The 14,989-nt window shown below is 54.3% G+C and carries 17 protein-coding genes; 11 read left to right on the forward strand and 6 right to left on the reverse strand.

Going from position 1 to position 14,989, the window contains the following annotated elements; translation table 11 throughout:
* Positions 1–10: 10 nt before the first annotated feature.
* Positions 11–1,327, forward strand: coding sequence for a histidinol dehydrogenase (hisD, locus tag U738_RS06265; protein ID WP_035578379.1), 1,317 nt, complete (start codon positions 11–13; stop codon positions 1,325–1,327).
* Positions 1,328–1,402: 75 nt separating this feature from the next.
* On the opposite strand, the gene U738_RS06270 is transcribed toward hisD, so the two are convergent.
* Complete coding sequence (locus U738_RS06270; protein WP_035578382.1) at positions 1,403–2,668, reverse strand: Do family serine endopeptidase; 1,266 nt, start codon at positions 2,666–2,668, stop codon at positions 1,403–1,405.
* Positions 2,669–2,796: 128 nt separating this feature from the next.
* Between U738_RS06270 and U738_RS06275 the strand changes: the two genes are divergently transcribed.
* Entirely contained in the window at positions 2,797–3,558 is a 762-nt protein-coding gene (locus U738_RS06275) for a Nif3-like dinuclear metal center hexameric protein (RefSeq protein WP_035578385.1), read from the forward strand.
* Positions 3,559–3,617: 59 nt separating this feature from the next.
* On the opposite strand, the gene U738_RS06280 is transcribed toward U738_RS06275, so the two are convergent.
* A complete protein-coding gene (locus U738_RS06280) occupies positions 3,618–4,082 on the reverse strand; it encodes a YhcB family protein (protein WP_035578388.1) in 465 nt (154 codons plus the stop codon).
* Positions 4,083–4,290: 208 nt separating this feature from the next.
* Here U738_RS06280 and zapE point away from each other — a divergent pair, with 208 nt between their 5' ends.
* From zapE to U738_RS06320, 8 genes are all read left to right on the forward strand, one after another.
* The gene (gene zapE, locus U738_RS06285; protein WP_035578390.1) at positions 4,291–5,487 is read left to right on the forward strand and encodes a cell division protein ZapE; all 1,197 of its coding nucleotides are present in this window, start codon (positions 4,291–4,293) and stop codon (positions 5,485–5,487) included.
* 186 nt (positions 5,488–5,673) lie between these two features.
* The gene (gene rplM / locus U738_RS06290) at positions 5,674–6,102 is read left to right on the forward strand and encodes a 50S ribosomal protein L13 (protein ID WP_008958668.1); all 429 of its coding nucleotides are present in this window, start codon (positions 5,674–5,676) and stop codon (positions 6,100–6,102) included.
* A gap of 13 nt (positions 6,103–6,115) precedes the next feature.
* Positions 6,116–6,505, forward strand: a complete 390-nt coding sequence (rpsI, locus tag U738_RS06295; RefSeq protein ID WP_035578392.1) for a 30S ribosomal protein S9 — start codon at positions 6,116–6,118, stop codon at positions 6,503–6,505.
* A gap of 208 nt (positions 6,506–6,713) precedes the next feature.
* Positions 6,714–7,313 carry a ubiquinol-cytochrome c reductase iron-sulfur subunit gene (petA, locus tag U738_RS06300; RefSeq protein WP_035578395.1) on the forward strand — a complete coding sequence of 200 codons (600 nt, stop codon included), beginning with the start codon at positions 6,714–6,716 and terminating at the stop codon, positions 7,311–7,313.
* Positions 7,313–8,572, forward strand: coding sequence for a cytochrome b (locus U738_RS06305; protein WP_035578398.1), 1,260 nt, complete (start codon positions 7,313–7,315; stop codon positions 8,570–8,572). The genes petA and U738_RS06305 overlap by 1 nt, the downstream gene beginning before the upstream one ends.
* On the forward strand, positions 8,572–9,339 hold the full coding sequence (locus tag U738_RS06310; protein WP_035578400.1) for a cytochrome c1: 768 nt from the start codon (positions 8,572–8,574) through the stop codon (positions 9,337–9,339). The genes U738_RS06305 and U738_RS06310 overlap by 1 nt, the downstream gene beginning before the upstream one ends.
* 149 nt (positions 9,340–9,488) lie before the next feature.
* Positions 9,489–10,115, forward strand: coding sequence for a stringent starvation protein SspA (sspA, locus tag U738_RS06315; protein ID WP_035578403.1), 627 nt, complete (start codon positions 9,489–9,491; stop codon positions 10,113–10,115).
* Between the two features lie 66 nt (positions 10,116–10,181).
* Positions 10,182–10,688: a ClpXP protease specificity-enhancing factor gene (locus tag U738_RS06320; protein WP_035578405.1), complete on the forward strand. Its 507-nt coding sequence runs from the start codon at positions 10,182–10,184 to the stop codon at positions 10,686–10,688.
* A gap of 81 nt (positions 10,689–10,769) precedes the next feature.
* Here the strand turns inward: U738_RS06320 and U738_RS06325 are convergent, their stop codons facing one another.
* The 4 genes from U738_RS06325 to U738_RS06340 all read right to left on the reverse strand — a co-directional run bounded on the left by U738_RS06325 (position 10,770) and on the right by U738_RS06340 (position 13,998).
* Complete coding sequence (locus tag U738_RS06325; protein WP_035578408.1) at positions 10,770–11,342, reverse strand: BON domain-containing protein; 573 nt, start codon at positions 11,340–11,342, stop codon at positions 10,770–10,772.
* Positions 11,343–11,434: 92 nt separating this feature from the next.
* A complete protein-coding gene (locus U738_RS06330) occupies positions 11,435–12,025 on the reverse strand; it encodes a phosphoheptose isomerase (RefSeq protein WP_035578410.1) in 591 nt (196 codons plus the stop codon).
* 103 nt (positions 12,026–12,128) lie between these two features.
* Positions 12,129–12,500 (reverse strand): YraN family protein, encoded by a 372-nt coding sequence (locus tag U738_RS06335; protein ID WP_035578413.1) that lies wholly within the window; start codon positions 12,498–12,500, stop codon positions 12,129–12,131.
* Entirely contained in the window at positions 12,490–13,998 is a 1,509-nt protein-coding gene (locus tag U738_RS06340; protein WP_035578415.1) for a penicillin-binding protein activator, read from the reverse strand. The genes U738_RS06335 and U738_RS06340 overlap by 11 nt, the downstream gene beginning before the upstream one ends.
* A 114-nt stretch (positions 13,999–14,112) precedes the next feature.
* Here U738_RS06340 and rsmI point away from each other — a divergent pair, with 114 nt between their 5' ends.
* Positions 14,113–14,970: a 16S rRNA (cytidine(1402)-2'-O)-methyltransferase gene (gene rsmI / locus U738_RS06345; RefSeq protein ID WP_035578418.1), complete on the forward strand. Its 858-nt coding sequence runs from the start codon at positions 14,113–14,115 to the stop codon at positions 14,968–14,970.
* Positions 14,971–14,989 lie beyond the last annotated feature (19 nt).

Here is a 14,989-nt window from a genome sequence, read left to right on the forward strand (position 1 = left end):
GGTGACCCCCATGAGCAAACAGACGACTGCGACGATTTCACGCCTATCGACAAGCGATGCTGCCTTTAACCATCGGCTTGATGCGCTGTTGGATTGGGAAGGGGTGTCTGATAAAGCGGTACAGACGCGAGTAGAAGAAATCCTTGCCAGCGTAAAGCAGCGGGGCGATGCGGCGGTGGTGGAAGCCACCAATCGTTTTGACCGGCTTTCTGCTACCTCGATGGATGAGCTGCAGTTGACGCCCGAGCAGTTGAAAAGGGCGTTTGACAACTTGCCTGCTGAGCAGCGAGAGGCGCTCTCCAGTGCCGCCGAGCGGATTAAGCGCTACCACGAGCGCCAAAAGCCCAACTCCTGGCAGTATGAAGAGGCTGATGGCACGGTGCTGGGGCAGAAAGTCACCCCTCTGGATCGCGCCGGCATTTATGTGCCGGGCGGAAAAGCGGCTTATCCATCCTCTGTACTGATGAATGCCATTCCTGCCCATGTGGCCGGCGTGCGTGAAATCGTTATGGTCGTGCCTACCCCCGATGGCGTGCTCAATGAGCTGGTGCTGGCAGCGGCTCACCTGGCAGGTGTCGACTATGTGTTTACCATAGGTGGCGCTCAGGCCGTCGCAGCGCTGGCTTACGGCACGGAAAGTGTCCCCCGAGTCGATAAAATAGTTGGGCCGGGCAATATTTATGTGGCCACAGCCAAACGTGCGGTATTTGGTCAAGTGGGCATCGATATGATTGCCGGGCCTTCGGAAATTATGGTGGTTTCCGATGGTCAGACCGATCCTGATTGGCTGGCGATGGACCTGTTTTCTCAAGCCGAGCACGACGAAGATGCCCAGGCGATTTTGGTGAGCTGGGATGCTGAGCACTTAGAGGCCGTCGAAGAGGCGATTGAGCGGCTGCTGCCCACCTTGGAGCGCGAAGAAATCGTGCGTGAGTCGCTGCGTAAGCGAGGAGCGTTGGTGCTCTGCCAGGACGCCCAAGAGGCGATTACGCTGATTAACCGGATCGCCCCTGAACACCTGGAGCTTTCGGTGGCTGCCCCGGAAACGTGGTTAGACGATATTCGCCATGCTGGTGCCATCTTTATGGGGCGTTACACCGCCGAAGCGCTAGGTGACTACTGTGCTGGTCCCAACCACGTGCTGCCTACCTCTGGCACAGCGCGCTTCTCTTCACCGCTGGGCGTTTACGATTTCCAAAAGCGCTCTTCGATTATTCACTGCTCGGCAGAGGGAGCCTCCGAGCTGGGTAAAATAGCTTCGGTGTTAGCGCGGGGAGAGTCATTAACCGCTCACGCCCGCTCAGCGGAGTACCGGATTCGCGATTGATAACTTAGATAGATAACGACAGCGTCTAACAAAGCGCCTAGCAGACATGCTGACTTAGGCGCTTATGTGAGGCCTTTATGAGTCGCGTTGGCTGGGAGTCTCTTCATTAATCGGAGTGGTGGGCAGTGGACGCTCTCCCACTTCCAGCGTCATTTCCATGCGTTCGCCGCTGCGTACGATGGTGAGCGGTAGCGAAGTGCCGGGGGCTATAGAGGCGATTTCGCTCATCGTGTTACGGGCATCCAAAATAGGCTGACCGTCGACGGAGAGTAGTACATCGCCCGGCTCCAGCCCCGCTTTCTCGGCGGGCCCGCCGCTGACAACGCCGGCGACGATGACGCCTTGGGGCGTTTGCAGCCCAAAGGAAGCCGCCAGTTCGCGGGATAGCGCCTGCGCTTCAATACCCAGCCAGCCACGAATCACCCGTCCCTGAGTGACCAATTCATCGAGAATGCTGTGGGCAAGGTTGGCGGGAATGGCAAAGCCAATGCCTTGAGAGCCACCTGAGCGCGAGAAGATCGCCGTATTAATCCCGACCATAGCGCCTTCGGGGTTGATCAACGCGCCGCCTGAATTGCCCGGATTAATGGCCGCATCAGTTTGAATAAAGTCTTCGTAGGCATTGAGCCCTAAATGATTGCGCCCCGTGGCGCTAATGATGCCCATGGTGACCGTCTGGCCGACGCCAAAAGGGTTGCCAATGGCGAGCGCGACATCGCCTACTGCCACATCGGCAGAATCCGCCAGTTCAATTACCGGCAGATCGTCCAGAGTTATTCTCAGCACGGCTAAATCACTCTCTGGGTCTGTACCAATAACTTCCGCCAGGGTTTCGCGCCCATCACGCAGGGCGACCTGGATTTCATCGGCGCCGTTGATAACATGGTGATTGGTCAGTACGTAGCCGTCCTCGCTGACGATAACGCCAGAGCCTAAACTAGACAGCATCCGCTGGTGGGTGGTGGCGTCGTCACCCTGATTATCAAAAAATTGCTGAAAAAACGGATCCGACATCAGCGGGTGCTGGTCGCGCTCAACAATGCGTGACGAGTAAATGTTAACCACTGCAGGCGCGGCCTGCTCGACTGCCTGTGCGTAACTAGCGGGGCCTTCGTTGCGAGATAGTGGCGCCGCTTGATGAATTTCTGGCGCGGGGCGGTTGGGATTGGGCTCTACCAGTGTCGGGGTCGTAGAAATCACCGGGGCTGGCGTCTGAGGGGCTTGTGGCGATGAGCCACGAAACGGGTTGGGTAGCTGCTCGGGAAGTGCAAAAAGGATCACCACCGCGAGCAGTACGCCTGTGATAACAGGCCAGAGGTAAGGCAGCACGTAGCGTCGCATGCGATCATTTCCTTAGCGGGTCGGTCTTGCTGTTCGCGATAAAAAGCAGCAAGTTTTACAATGGTTTTATGGTAACACTTTCTTAGCAACTTCCTCACGGGTGCAGTTAAATCAATAAAGGATGCAATATGATTCATCGTGACCAATTAGTGGCGGCCTGTGACCATCAGTTACGTGCGGCGGAATTTAAAGATTTTACCATTAACGGCTTGCAGGTAGCTGGCGGCGAGCACGTCAAGCGTATCATGACGGGGGTGACTGCCTGTCAGGCGCTACTGGATGAGGCGGTCGCTTGGCAGGCGGATATGGTGCTGGTGCATCATGGCTACTTTTGGAAGAATGAGCCCGTAGCGATTACTGGCATGAAACAGAAGCGGATTAAAACGCTGCTTGATAATGATATCAGCCTGTTAGCTTATCATCTGCCCTTGGATGCGCATGCAGAAATGGGCAATAACGCCGAGTTGGCCCGTCGCCTGGGGTGGAAGGTAGAAGGGTGTATTGATGGCGAGCTGGGGGAGGGGCTTTTGTGGTCAGGGCGTTTAGCGCAGTCGCAGTCGGTTAGCGCTCTAGCCGCGCAAATAGCGCAAACCTTGCAGCGTGAGCCTTTGGTCATTGAAGCCCCGCAGGTGGGAGATATCGAACGCATTGCTTGGTGTACCGGTGGGGCGCAAGACATGATTACCGCTGCCTTCGATGCTGGCGCGCAGGTATTCGTATCGGGTGAGATTTCCGAACGGACTACTCATCTGGCGCGGGAAATGGGCATTCACTATATCGCTGCCGGGCACCACGCCACTGAACGCTATGGGATTCAGGCGCTGGGCGAGTGGTTAAGCGATGAGTACGACGTTGAGCATCGTTTTGTGAATATTGATAACCCTGCTTAACATTCAATGCCCCGGATCGCTGATAGCAGAAGCCGGGGCTGATTAATTATTATTGGGGGCTAGTAGCGCGGCGGCGGCTGGGGTGTCGTCGCCTCATTGCCTTTCAGGCCAAAGTCTTCAGACAGCGTGCCGCCTTTGCCATCCGCGTAGTCGCGGGGCGTAGCAGGCGTGTTGGTGTCAGCCGTTGTCTGCTGCTCTTGGGCTGAATCGACGCCCGAAAGATCGAGGCTGGGTTGATGAATGGCTGCATCGCGAATATTCCACTCCGCTGCGTCCTCTTTGAGCTGAAGCTCAAGCTGGTTGGCTTCATCACGAATATTGCTTAAACGTTGATAAATGCCCGTTAAATGACTGCCCACGCTGCTCTTCATCTCGGCAATCTGATGCTCGCGCTCGAGTAGCTTTTGGCGCATGGAAGAGGCCTCGCGCTGGCTTTTGCTGAACAGCCGATATGCGACCGCTCCAACGATTAGGCCGACAATAAACCCGATGATGGCAAACGTTAATGGTGAGCTTGCGTCCACAGTGTTCTCCCTGGCGCCTTGAATATAACAGTTAGGCTGCATTAGCTAGCAGCTTAAGAATCGAACAGGCTGCTATTATAGGCGTCAGTCAGCCGGTTGGGTCAATCCACTCATGCGCTTAGATGTCTCTACAGGTATAATCACTGCCTTCTTAAGGTTGCCAGTGGTTGTGCTGGCTACTGCCTTATATGCTGTAGGAGGCGAGTGCATGTCATCAACATCTGCGGGTGGGGCAGCGATAAAGACGCGCCCTGCATCGCCTATAGAGCGCTATCGGGCGGACTTAGAGCGCGATGATTTTCAATATGATGCCGCTCAGGAGTTGGCGGTAAAGCATCTTCAGCGGCTCTACGATGAGCTTGTTGCCGCGCCTACGACGGTCCCCAAAGCGTTGGTCGCTAATAAAGGCCTGCATAAAGGGTTAAAAGCCAAAATGGCGGGGTTTATGGGTAAGAAATCCTCGTCGCCTGAGGAGCCTGTTTTGCCTCAAGTTAAGGGTCTCTATTTTTGGGGCGGAGTAGGGCGTGGCAAAACTTACCTAGTCGATACCTTTTATGAAGCCTTGCCCTTTCCCGATAAAATGCGCACCCATTTTCACCGCTTTATGCAGCGGGTTCATAACGAGCTGACCCACTATAAAGGTGAAAAGAATCCGCTCACGCTAATCGCCGGCAAGTTTGCCACTGAGGCGCGGGTTATTTGCTTTGATGAGTTTTTTGTTAAAGATATTACCGACGCCATGATTCTCGCCAATTTGCTGGAAGCGCTGTTCGAGCGTGGAGTGGTGCTGGTGGCGACCTCCAACATTGTGCCTGATGATTTATATAAAGATGGCCTGCAACGGGCGCGCTTTTTGCCGGCTATTGAGCTTGTGAACCGCCACTGTGAAGTGGTTAACGTCGATTCTGGGGTGGACTATCGGCTGCGCGCCTTAGAGCGAGCCGCCATCTTTTACTCACCGTTGGATGCGTCCGCTGAGCGTGAACTGTCGCGCAGCTTTCGGGAAATAGCGGGGAACGAAGGGGAGTCGGAGGCATCGCTGGAGGTCAACCACCGGGTGCTAAAAACGCGCCGTCTGCATGATGACGTTGCCTGGTTTGAATTTTTGGAGCTCTGCGATGGGCCGCGCAGTCAAAACGACTATATTGAGCTGGCCCGGGAGTTCCATACAGTGTTGGTTTCCAATGTCAGGCGTATGGATGCCAAGCAGGATGATCAGGCGCGTCGCTTCATTAATATGGTCGATGAGTTTTATGACCGCGGCGTGAAGCTGCTGATGTCAGCAGAAGCGCCGATTGAAGAGCTGTATAGCGATGGCAAGCTGACGTTTGAGTTCCAGCGAACCCTTTCACGCCTGCAAGAGATGCAGTCCAAAGAGTACCTGGCGCTGGCGCATAAACCTTAAGAGCCGGGGTGTGCGTCGACCCAATAAAAAAGTCGCGAAACGGCTTAACTTGTAAGTAGCCTTACTGTAGAATGCCGCCTCGCTGCATGTTGCTGGCGTAAACCAGCAACCAAAAAGAATAGGGATGGTGCTTCGCCGTGTAACGGTGTGAGTCACCCAATACATTTAATCTGGTGATTTTTATCCATGAAGACGTTCAGTGCTAAGCCGCAGTCCGTCCAGCGCGACTGGTATGTTGTCGACGCTAAGGACAAAACGCTCGGTCGTCTGGCAACCGAGATTGCTCGCCGCTTACGTGGCAAGCATAAGCCCGAATTTACCCCTCACGTTGATACCGGTGACTACATCGTCGTTATCAACGCAGAGAAAGTCCATGTGACCGGCAACAAGGCGAAGGCTAAAACCTATTACCGCCACACTGGTTACCCGGGCGGTCTGCGCTCTATGACATTCGACAAAATGCTTGATCATGCGCCTGAGCGTATTATTGAGTCAGCCGTTAAAGGCATGTTGCCGAAAGGTCCTTTGGGTCGCGCCATGTACACTAAATTAAAAGTGTACGCCGGTGCCGAGCATCCGCATGCTGCCCAACAGCCGCTTGAACTAGACATCTGAGGAAATCTTCGCCATGACACAGCAGTATTACGGTACCGGGCGCCGCAAGACTTCCACCGCTCGCGTGTTTATGAAGCCGGGCTCTGGCAAAATTACTGTCAACAGCCAAGACCTTGACCTCTACTTTGGTCGTGTTACCGGTCGCATGGTTGTTCGCCAGCCGCTTGAGTTGACTGAAACCCTGAACCAGTTTGACATCTTCGTGACTGTCGCTGGCGGTGGTGGCTCCTCTCAAGCCGGCGCTATTCGTCACGGCATTACCCGCGCCCTGATGAACTACAATGAAGACCTGCGTCCTTCGCTACGTGCCGCTGGCTACGTAACGCGTGATGCGCGTCAAGTTGAACGTAAGAAAGTCGGCCTGCGCAAAGCACGTCGTCGTCCGCAGTTCTCTAAGCGTTAATTTCCACGCTATGCGGCAAAACGCCCAGGTCATCGACCTGGGCGTTTTTTATTGGAATATCAAAAAATTATATTGCTTGTACCACTATGGTCACGAGCGGTTGTTCTTGTGCACAGCGCTTTGTTTTTTTACCATAGAGCGTAATTAATATTCGTCGCCGCGGGATCTCTTTGCGGCGGAACGGGTAAGCTGATGGGAGAAACCTGAAATGGCAGATAACGGCGTAAACAAAGGCCGACGCCGTTTCCTCGTAGGCGCCACCTCCGTAGTAGGTGCGGTAGGTGCTGTCGGGGTAGCGGTACCCTTTGTGGCTTCTTGGCAGCCTAGTGCCAGGGCAAGAGCAGCGGGTGCTCCCGTTCAAGCAGATATATCCAAGCTTGAGCCTGGGCAGCGTATGACTGTTGAGTGGCGTGGTCGCCCAATCTGGATTATCAATCGCACGCCGGAGATGATCGAGCGAACTGAGTCGCTTGGGGAGGGCGTGCTCGCGGATCCAGAATCAACAGAGCCTCAGCAGCCACCTTATATTGAAGGGCATATGCGCTCTATCAAGCCTGAAATTGGGGTGTTGATCGGTATCTGTACGCATTTGGGCTGTTCGCCGCTTTTCCGTCCCGAGCCCGACGCTGAAGGTGTCGGTGTTGATAACTGGCCGGGTGGTTTCTTCTGTCCTTGCCACGGTTCTCGCTTTGACTTGGCGGGTCGCGTGTTCAGTAACGTCCCTGCGCCGACCAATCTTGAGGTTCCACCCTACCGCTTTGAGAATGACGATATCATTGTCATCGGCGAAGATGAGGAGGCTGCCTAATGGGTAATCCGAATAAAGCCAAAGCGGAAAAAGGCCTCATGCGTTGGGTGGATGACCGCTTCCCTGCGACACAAATGTGGCAAGAGCACCTTTCCAAATACTATGCGCCGAAAAACTTTAACTTTTGGTATTTCTTTGGTTCGTTAGCGCTGCTGGCACTGGTTAATCAAATCCTGACCGGGGTTTGGCTAACCATGAGCTTTAACCCCTCTGCTGAAGGTGCATTCGATTCCGTCGAATACATAATGCGAGATGTGGAGTGGGGGTGGCTGATTCGCTATATGCACACCACCGGTGCCTCTGCTTTCTTCCTCGTCGTCTATCTGCACATGTTCCGCGGCCTTTTATACGGATCTTATAAAGCCCCTCGTGAGCTGGTGTGGGTCTTTGGTATGACGATTTACCTGGTGCTTATGGCGGAAGCCTTTATGGGCTATTTGCTACCATGGGGGCAAATGTCCTACTGGGGCGCGCAGGTTATTATCTCGCTATTCTCGGCTATTCCGGCAATCGGGCCCGATCTGGCGCAGTGGGTACGTGGTGATTTCCTGATTTCAGGTATTACCCTTAACCGCTTCTTTGCTCTGCATGTGGTCGCCTTGCCGATCGTTATTCTGGCGCTTGTTGTGCTGCATATCATTGCCCTGCATGAGGTGGGTTCTAACAACCCAGACGGCATTGATATCAAACAGAAGAAAGATGAGGCGGGTATACCGCTGGACGGAATTCCTTTCCACCCCTACTACACGGTGAAAGACCTTGTTGGCGTGGCCGTCTTCCTGTTTGTTTTCTGTGTGGTGGTATTCTACTTCCCAGAAGGCGGCGGCTATTTCATTGAGCGGCCTAACTTTGACCAGGCGAACCCGCTGCAGACGCCCGATCACATTGCGCCCGTTTGGTATATGACGCCGTTTTACGCCATTTTGCGCGCGATAACCTTCTCGGTGTTTGGCTTAGACGCTAAGTTCCTGGGGGTTATATTTATGGGGGCGGCGATTGCCATACTGTTTGTTCTGCCCTGGCTGGATCGTAGTCCGGTGCGCTCTATGCGTTACAAAGGCTGGATGTCGAGAGTAATGCTGCTGCTATTTGCTATCAGCTTTGTCATTCTGGGTGTATTGGGTGTATTGCCATCGACAGAGGGTAGGACGCTCCTAGCCCAGGCGTGCACCGTGATTTATTTCGCCTTCTTTGTCTTGATGCCGTTCTACACCAAGCTGGAGAAGACTAAACCCGTTCCGGAAAGGGTGACTGGCTAATGAAAAAGTATCTATTTGGACTCCTTTTCGCCTTAGTGCCAGTAACCGCGATGGCTGCAGGGGGCGCAAGCGTGCCCCACTCGATGGATCCTGATCTGCAAGATCAAGCCTCGCTGCAAAATGGCATGAAGCTTTATGTTAACTACTGCATGGGCTGCCACTCGCTTCAGTACCAACGTTTTTCGCGTGCGGCAGACGACTTGGGAATGCCTCAGGATCTGGTTGAAGAGAATCTGATTTTCTCACCTGATTTGGCCTATAACGATCAGATGCATAACGCCATGAACAGTGGCGATGCAGAGGGTTGGTTCGGAGCGCCGCCGCCTGATCTGTCGCTAAAAACGCGTGTGCGTGGAACTGATTGGATCTACTCCTATCTGCTGGGTTTCTACAAAGACCCTAGCCGTCCCACGGGCGTTAACAACACGGTGTTTGACTTAGTCGCAATGCCGAACGTGTTGGAGCCTCTGCAGGGCGTGCAGGAGCTGGTGTGTGCTGAAACGGATCACCCGGTAGAAGGCCAAGAGCCGGATGCGTTATCGGGCAAGTACCAGTCGTGTGATGTGCTGCAGGTGACCGAACCGGGTGAGCTCGAACCAGCTGAGTTTGAGGAAGCGATGTATGATCTTACTAACTTCCTGGCTTACGTAGGCGAGCCCTCCAAGCTTCAGGCCCAGACGCTGGCGCCTAAAGTACTGATCTTTATTTTCATTTTTGGTGTGATTGCTTACCTGCTCAAGCGTGAGTACTGGCGAGATATCCACTAATTAGCAGTAGCTGATGGTCAGTAGGGCGCACGGCGTAAGCCGTGCGCCTTTTGCTTGTCGGCATGGCAATAAAGCAAAGCAGGCTAGCTTCCCCTAAGGTAGCGCTGGCGTGTTATTATCCAAGATTGTTTTGATGTGAGGATGCTTTCATGGGTGTTGTGGCCAAGCGGTCGTCGATGATCTTTTACTCAGGTAGTGATGATCATTTCAGTCATCGTGTGCGCATTGTGTTGGCCGAGAAGGGGGTTGCCGTCGATATTGTCGATGTGCTCGACGAAAAACCACCGGAAGAGCTGGCAGACCTCAACCCGTACAACAGCGTGCCAACGCTGTTAGATCGTGACTTGGTGCTGTATGAATCCAAAGTCATGATGGAGTACTTGGATGAGCGTTTTCCGCATCCTCCGCTGTTGCCTGTTTATCCAGTAGCGCGTGCGCAAAGCCGCCTTTGGATGCACCGCATTGAGCGCGAGTGGTGCCCAATGGTCGACCTGATTCGTAGCGGTGGAAAGAAAGAGGCAGATAAGGCACGTAAAGAGTTGCGTGAAAGTCTGATTGGCATATCGCCAATTTTCGAGGACATGCCTTTCTTTATGAGCGAAGAGTTTACGCTGGTGGACTGCTGTTTGGCGCCTTTATTATGGCGTTTGCCGGAGCTCAATATCGAGTTGCCTGAAAAACAGGTCAAGCCGCTGCTGTCGTACATGTCGCGAGTATTCGAGCGTGAAGCATTTAAGGCATCTTTAAGTGAGCGTGAAAAAGAGATGCGCGCTTGAATTCATTCGGCTCCCTTGCGCGTGATAAGGGCAGGGAGCCTTTCTTGTAAGGAGGAGGGAGTCTAGATGAAATCGAGTCGCCCCTATCTCGCCCGAGCCCTCTATGAGTGGTTGTTGGACAATGAGTTGACGCCTTACCTAGTGGTTGACGCTACCTTGCCAGGCGTGGAAGTACCTCGCCAGTTTGTTCAGAACGGTCAGATCGTTTTGAACGTAGCGCCGACCGCTGTGCGTGATCTCTTTATGGAGAATCAGGCGATAGGTTTTAATGCGCGCTTTGGCGGGCAGCCTATGCAGGTGATGATACCGACCGAGGCCTTAATCGCTATCTATGCCCGAGAAAATGGCGCTGGAATGGTCTTTGGCCATGAGCCTGAACTGGGCGAAGGTGCCGAATCCTTTGGTGATATTGAGGATGAGGAGAAGTCCTCTACCAAGCCTGAGCTGTCGGTGACTGAGCCGGTTGCTGAAAAGCCTGGCGGCGATTCTAACGCTTCAAGCGAAGACGCTGATAAAGAGGCGCAAGCAAAGAGCAAGGCGAAGAAAAAGCCAACCCTGCGGGTTGTTAAATAACCCCCAGCGGTAGCCGCACAAAAAAGCCTCGCTTATTAAGCGAGGCTTTTTTGTGGCTAATAGAGTGCCTTGGCGTGATGCTTAGTCGAGGTAATCAAATACCTTTACGATACGCTGTACGCCGCCCACCGAGGAGGCTGCGTTGACAATGCGATCAGCCTCTTCGCGGGTAACGCGGCCCATTAGATAAACGCTGGCATTTTCAGAAGTGACTTTTATTTTTGAAGAGTCGATGCGGTCATTGGTGGCTAGTTGGCTAACTACATTGGTGGTGAGCCAGGTGTCGGCTAGGCGTTGGCTTGTGGGTAGATTAGCGGCGATGGTTAGCTCGTTATGAACCCGATTAACGCCGCGTAACTGGCTAGTGACGTCTTCCGCCATATCGCGAAGCTCTTCGCTAGGCACTTGCCCCACCAGTAGTACAACCCCGTTATAGCTATGGGCATGAATGCGGGCATCGGCTAGACGTGCATCGGCGCGTTCCAGAGCGCGACCGACTTCACGTTCGATGGTGGTATCGACGGCTTCAACATCGTCACTACGTTGGGCATAGTTGGACTGATTGGAGGCTGAGTTATTGGCGCAGCCAGTGATGAAGAGTGCTGCGCAAAGCACAGCGACCAGTAAGCCGCGGGGGGAGAGGCGTTGGGTCATCGGTATGACTCCTTAGTGCTGGCAGATAGAGCATGGGTTGTAAAAACGTTCAGTTAAACAATATCCTGCGTGACAACGCGCTAATAAAGTGATTAGGCGCTGCCAAACAGCTGTTCATCGATAAGATCGCATAAACAGTGAATCACCAGTAGGTGAACCTCCTGAATGCGCGCCGTCGATGTTGCCGGGACGCGAATCTCGCAGTCATCCTGGCCTAATAGCGACGCCATATCGCCACCATCGCGGCCAGTAAGCGCAACCACGGTCATGTCGCGATCATGGGCGGCTTGAATGGCCTGCACAATGTTGCCTGAATTACCGCTGGTGGAGATAGCCAACAATACATCACCTGGCTGCCCTAAGGCGCGAATTTGCTTTGAAAACACCTCATTATAGCTATAGTCGTTGGCAATTGAGGTTAGCGTAGAGGTGTCGGTAGTCAGGGCCAGTGCGGGTAGGCTGGGGCGTTCACGTTCAAAACGGTTGAGCAGTTCTGAGGAGAAGTGCTGGCTGTCACCGGCGCTGCCGCCATTGCCGCAGGTGAGAATTTTTCCTTCGCTGACAAGGCACTGCACCATCATTTGGCTGGCCACTTCAATAAACGGCGGAAGTACTTCGCTGGCGTAGGTCTTGGTGTCGATGCTGGCGTTGAAGTGGTCGAGTATCCGAGATTGAAAGTCCATCAGGGGCTTCCTGGTAAAATGAGAGTGTTAATGAGTGTTTTTAAAGGCAGCTTTTAAAAAAATGGTTATTACAAATAGTTTTAAAAACAGCTTTTAAAAACCGTCAAAAGGCATCAAAGGCAGCTTTCACCCAGTCAAATTCAAGGTTGGGTGGCTTGCCCGTTATCGCCAGAATATCAAAGCGGCAAGGCGATGAAAGCCCGCCGCGGGCGATATAAAGCCGTGCCGCACGCACCAGGCGCTGCTGTTTTTGGTAAGTGACGGTTTCCAGTGGATGCCCGTAGCGCGTCGTCGTACGGTGTTTGACCTCAATAAAGACAAGAATATCGCCATCTCGCATTATCAAGTCAAGCTCACCCCCTTTCACGTAATGATTCTGCGTGATCAGGGTGAGCCCCTGCTGGCGCAGCCATTGAGCGGCAATTTGCTCAATGGCTGCACCGCGGGCGCGGGCAGTGTGGGCGTTAGTCGTCACTGTCGACCAGGTTTGGGATTAAAATGGGCGAAGGCACACCGTTCTGGAATTTGGCCCAGGGCAACTCGCGGTAGATGCGCCCGTCGCCACTCAGGTAGAGAGTACCGGTGCTACCATTAAGGCCATTAAGCTCGCCCAGATCGGAAAAGCGGATGGCCAGTTCGTAAGCATCTACGCCCATGGCCATTAGGCGGAACATAGAAGCATCGGATTCGTCGCGCAGGCTTTGATAGGTAGATGCAAAGGGCAGGGCCTCTTCGCCGCCCACAGCGGCATCGGGGATCTGCCAGGGGATATCCACAAACATGACATCGTTTAGATCTTGGTCAAGGCGCGTCTGCAAGCGTCCTTCATGCAAGTGTGAGGTAGCATAGATAGGTAGGTCGGGGGCGTAGTAGTAATCCATGGTCGGGGGCACCTGGCGGGCATACTCAGGCAAGGCGAGCAGGAACAGAGCGTCAATATTGCTTAGGCGAGCACGATCACCGCTGACATTGAGAGCCGTTTGTACGGCATTGGAGACCGAGCTCTCGGGGTTGTAGCGTACGGCGTTAGTGATCTCGCCGCCCTGGCTGTGCCACTCATTCCAGAAGGCTTCACCTACGCGGCGACCCCAGCCGTTATCCGGTACCATCATGGACATTTGGCGGTGTCCATCCTGCCAGGCGCGGCGAGCGACTTGACGCGCTTCGTCTTCAGCCGAAAGGCCGTACTGGAACAGGCGCTGGGCTTGGTTGCTTTCGCCGCTGCCATAGTTGAGTGCCAGTGTCGGGAGCGGTACGCTATCGCGCTGCTCTAGCTGGGTGACTTGATCCTTGTCTAGCGGGCCAATAATCAGTTGCGCATTCATCTGCTGGGCGCGGTCATAAAGCTCATCCATCGAGTAGCGCGAGGCGTCCAGAAAGCTCAACTCGACATTGCTACCTTTGACATCATGGTGCTGACGCATGGCCGTGGCGATCGTGTTGGCAACACTACTCAGCGGGCCTGATTCAGGCAGCGCAACCACAATGCGGCGTATTTCCTGGCCCTCGAGCTCTGGTAGCGCAACGCTAACGGCATCGCTGGGCTGATCAAGTGCCTCGCGGGCCCAGCGTTGGCGCTCTGCAAGCCTCTCTTGCTGATTGGCCTGCATCGGTAGTTCGTCGTCAAGCACTTGTGCTGCACGAAGTACGGCGCGCGGCTCATTCAGGGCGCGGGCGAGTTCGGAAAAGAGCAGCGCCCAACGGACACGATCCGGTTCTGATAGCAGGCTTTCATCGATCCCGTCGGCGGTTTCAAAGGCTCTGTCGCGCTCACCTTGGCGGGCCAGAATATTAGCCGCTTCCAAGCGTGTCTTGGCGGCCTGTTCTGGTGCTTGCTGTTCGGCTTGGCTGAGTAGCTGGCCGGGATCTTCATCGGGCGCACGATCTACCACGCTAGGCGATTGCATCGCACAGCCAGCAACCAGAAATGCCATGAGGGCAGCGGCGAGTAAGCCACGTAATGACTGTTTCATGTATCCTTCCTTAGGTTTCCATTTGCGCTGTCGCTGCTTGTCAGCGATTGACAAAGCCACTGCACAAGCATAGCGCACCAGCAGGGCAAGCCATCAACGAATTGAGAGTCAACAATGACAGACGATAATCCGGGCACATTGTACGTGGTTGCCACGCCAATTGGGAATTTGGATGACTTAACCGCGCGTGCCGCTCGGGTGTTAGGACAAGTTTCGCGTATTGCGGCTGAAGATACCCGCCACAGTGGGCGCCTGTTGGCGCACTTGGGGCTGAATAAGCCCATGCTTTCTTTGCACGAGCACAACGAAGCGCGCCGGGTGGATACCCTGGATAGTTACCTTGCAGCAGGTGAGGATATTGCCCTGATCAGCGATGCCGGAACACCGTTAATTAGCGACCCAGGTTTTGTGTTGGTGCGCGAGTTACGGGCACGCAATCGCCATATAGTGCCCATTCCGGGCCCCTGCGCGCTGATTACTGCACTTTCAGGCGCGGGCTTGCCGACAGACCGCTTTGTGTTTGCGGGTTTTCTGCCCGCCAAGCCAGGCGCGCGTCGCCAAGCGTTGGACGGTTGGAAAACCCGCGAAGAGACGCTGGTGTTTTATGAATCACCTCACCGTATCGTGCACACTCTTGAGGCACTGCAGGAGCAAATGGCGGATCGCGATGTGGTATTGGCGCGTGAGCTAACCAAAACCTTCGAAACGTTTCTGCACGGTACCCCTGCGTCGCTATTGGCGCAGTTGACCGCTGATCCTAATCAGGCTCGCGGCGAATTTGTGGTCATTGTCGCCGGCGCCCCGCCGGTCGAGCAGAGTGAGCATCAGGCTATATCAGCGGATGCGTTGTTAGAAACGCTGTTGGCCGAGGGGGTTGGCGTCAAACAGGGCGCTGCAATTGCGGCGCGAATGCTCGGTGGTCGCAAGCAGACTTGGTACGCGCGCTTGCAAGCAATTAAAGGTGAGCATTGAGGCTAGTCGAGGGCGCTGG

Origin of the sequence: Halomonas sp. TG39a, from assembly GCF_000744395.1 — a bacterium.
Lineage (GTDB): Bacteria > Pseudomonadota > Gammaproteobacteria > Pseudomonadales > Halomonadaceae > Vreelandella > Vreelandella ventosae_B.

Excerpts from the sequence above, each read along its gene's own strand:
- U738_RS06340 (WP_035578415.1), bottom strand. The coding sequence starts at position 13,998 with ATGAAACAGTCATTACGTGGCTTACTCGCCGCTGCCCTCATGGCATTT.
- hisD (WP_035578379.1), top strand. The coding sequence starts at position 11 with ATGAGCAAACAGACGACTGCGACGATTTCACGCCTATCGACAAGCGAT.
- sspA (WP_035578403.1), top strand. The coding sequence starts at position 9,489 with ATGGGTGTTGTGGCCAAGCGGTCGTCGATGATCTTTTACTCAGGTAGT.
- rpsI (WP_035578392.1), top strand. The coding sequence starts at position 6,116 with ATGACACAGCAGTATTACGGTACCGGGCGCCGCAAGACTTCCACCGCT.
- U738_RS06305 (WP_035578398.1), top strand. The coding sequence starts at position 7,313 with ATGGGTAATCCGAATAAAGCCAAAGCGGAAAAAGGCCTCATGCGTTGG.
- petA (WP_035578395.1), top strand. The coding sequence starts at position 6,714 with ATGGCAGATAACGGCGTAAACAAAGGCCGACGCCGTTTCCTCGTAGGC.
- zapE (WP_035578390.1), top strand. The coding sequence starts at position 4,291 with ATGTCATCAACATCTGCGGGTGGGGCAGCGATAAAGACGCGCCCTGCA.
- U738_RS06310 (WP_035578400.1), top strand. The coding sequence starts at position 8,572 with ATGAAAAAGTATCTATTTGGACTCCTTTTCGCCTTAGTGCCAGTAACC.
- U738_RS06325 (WP_035578408.1), bottom strand. The coding sequence starts at position 11,342 with ATGACCCAACGCCTCTCCCCCCGCGGCTTACTGGTCGCTGTGCTTTGC.
- U738_RS06320 (WP_035578405.1), top strand. The coding sequence starts at position 10,182 with ATGAAATCGAGTCGCCCCTATCTCGCCCGAGCCCTCTATGAGTGGTTG.
- U738_RS06275 (WP_035578385.1), top strand. The coding sequence starts at position 2,797 with ATGATTCATCGTGACCAATTAGTGGCGGCCTGTGACCATCAGTTACGT.
- U738_RS06270 (WP_035578382.1), bottom strand. The coding sequence starts at position 2,668 with ATGCGACGCTACGTGCTGCCTTACCTCTGGCCTGTTATCACAGGCGTA.
- U738_RS06330 (WP_035578410.1), bottom strand. The coding sequence starts at position 12,025 with ATGGACTTTCAATCTCGGATACTCGACCACTTCAACGCCAGCATCGAC.
- rplM (WP_008958668.1), top strand. The coding sequence starts at position 5,674 with ATGAAGACGTTCAGTGCTAAGCCGCAGTCCGTCCAGCGCGACTGGTAT.
- rsmI (WP_035578418.1), top strand. The coding sequence starts at position 14,113 with ATGACAGACGATAATCCGGGCACATTGTACGTGGTTGCCACGCCAATT.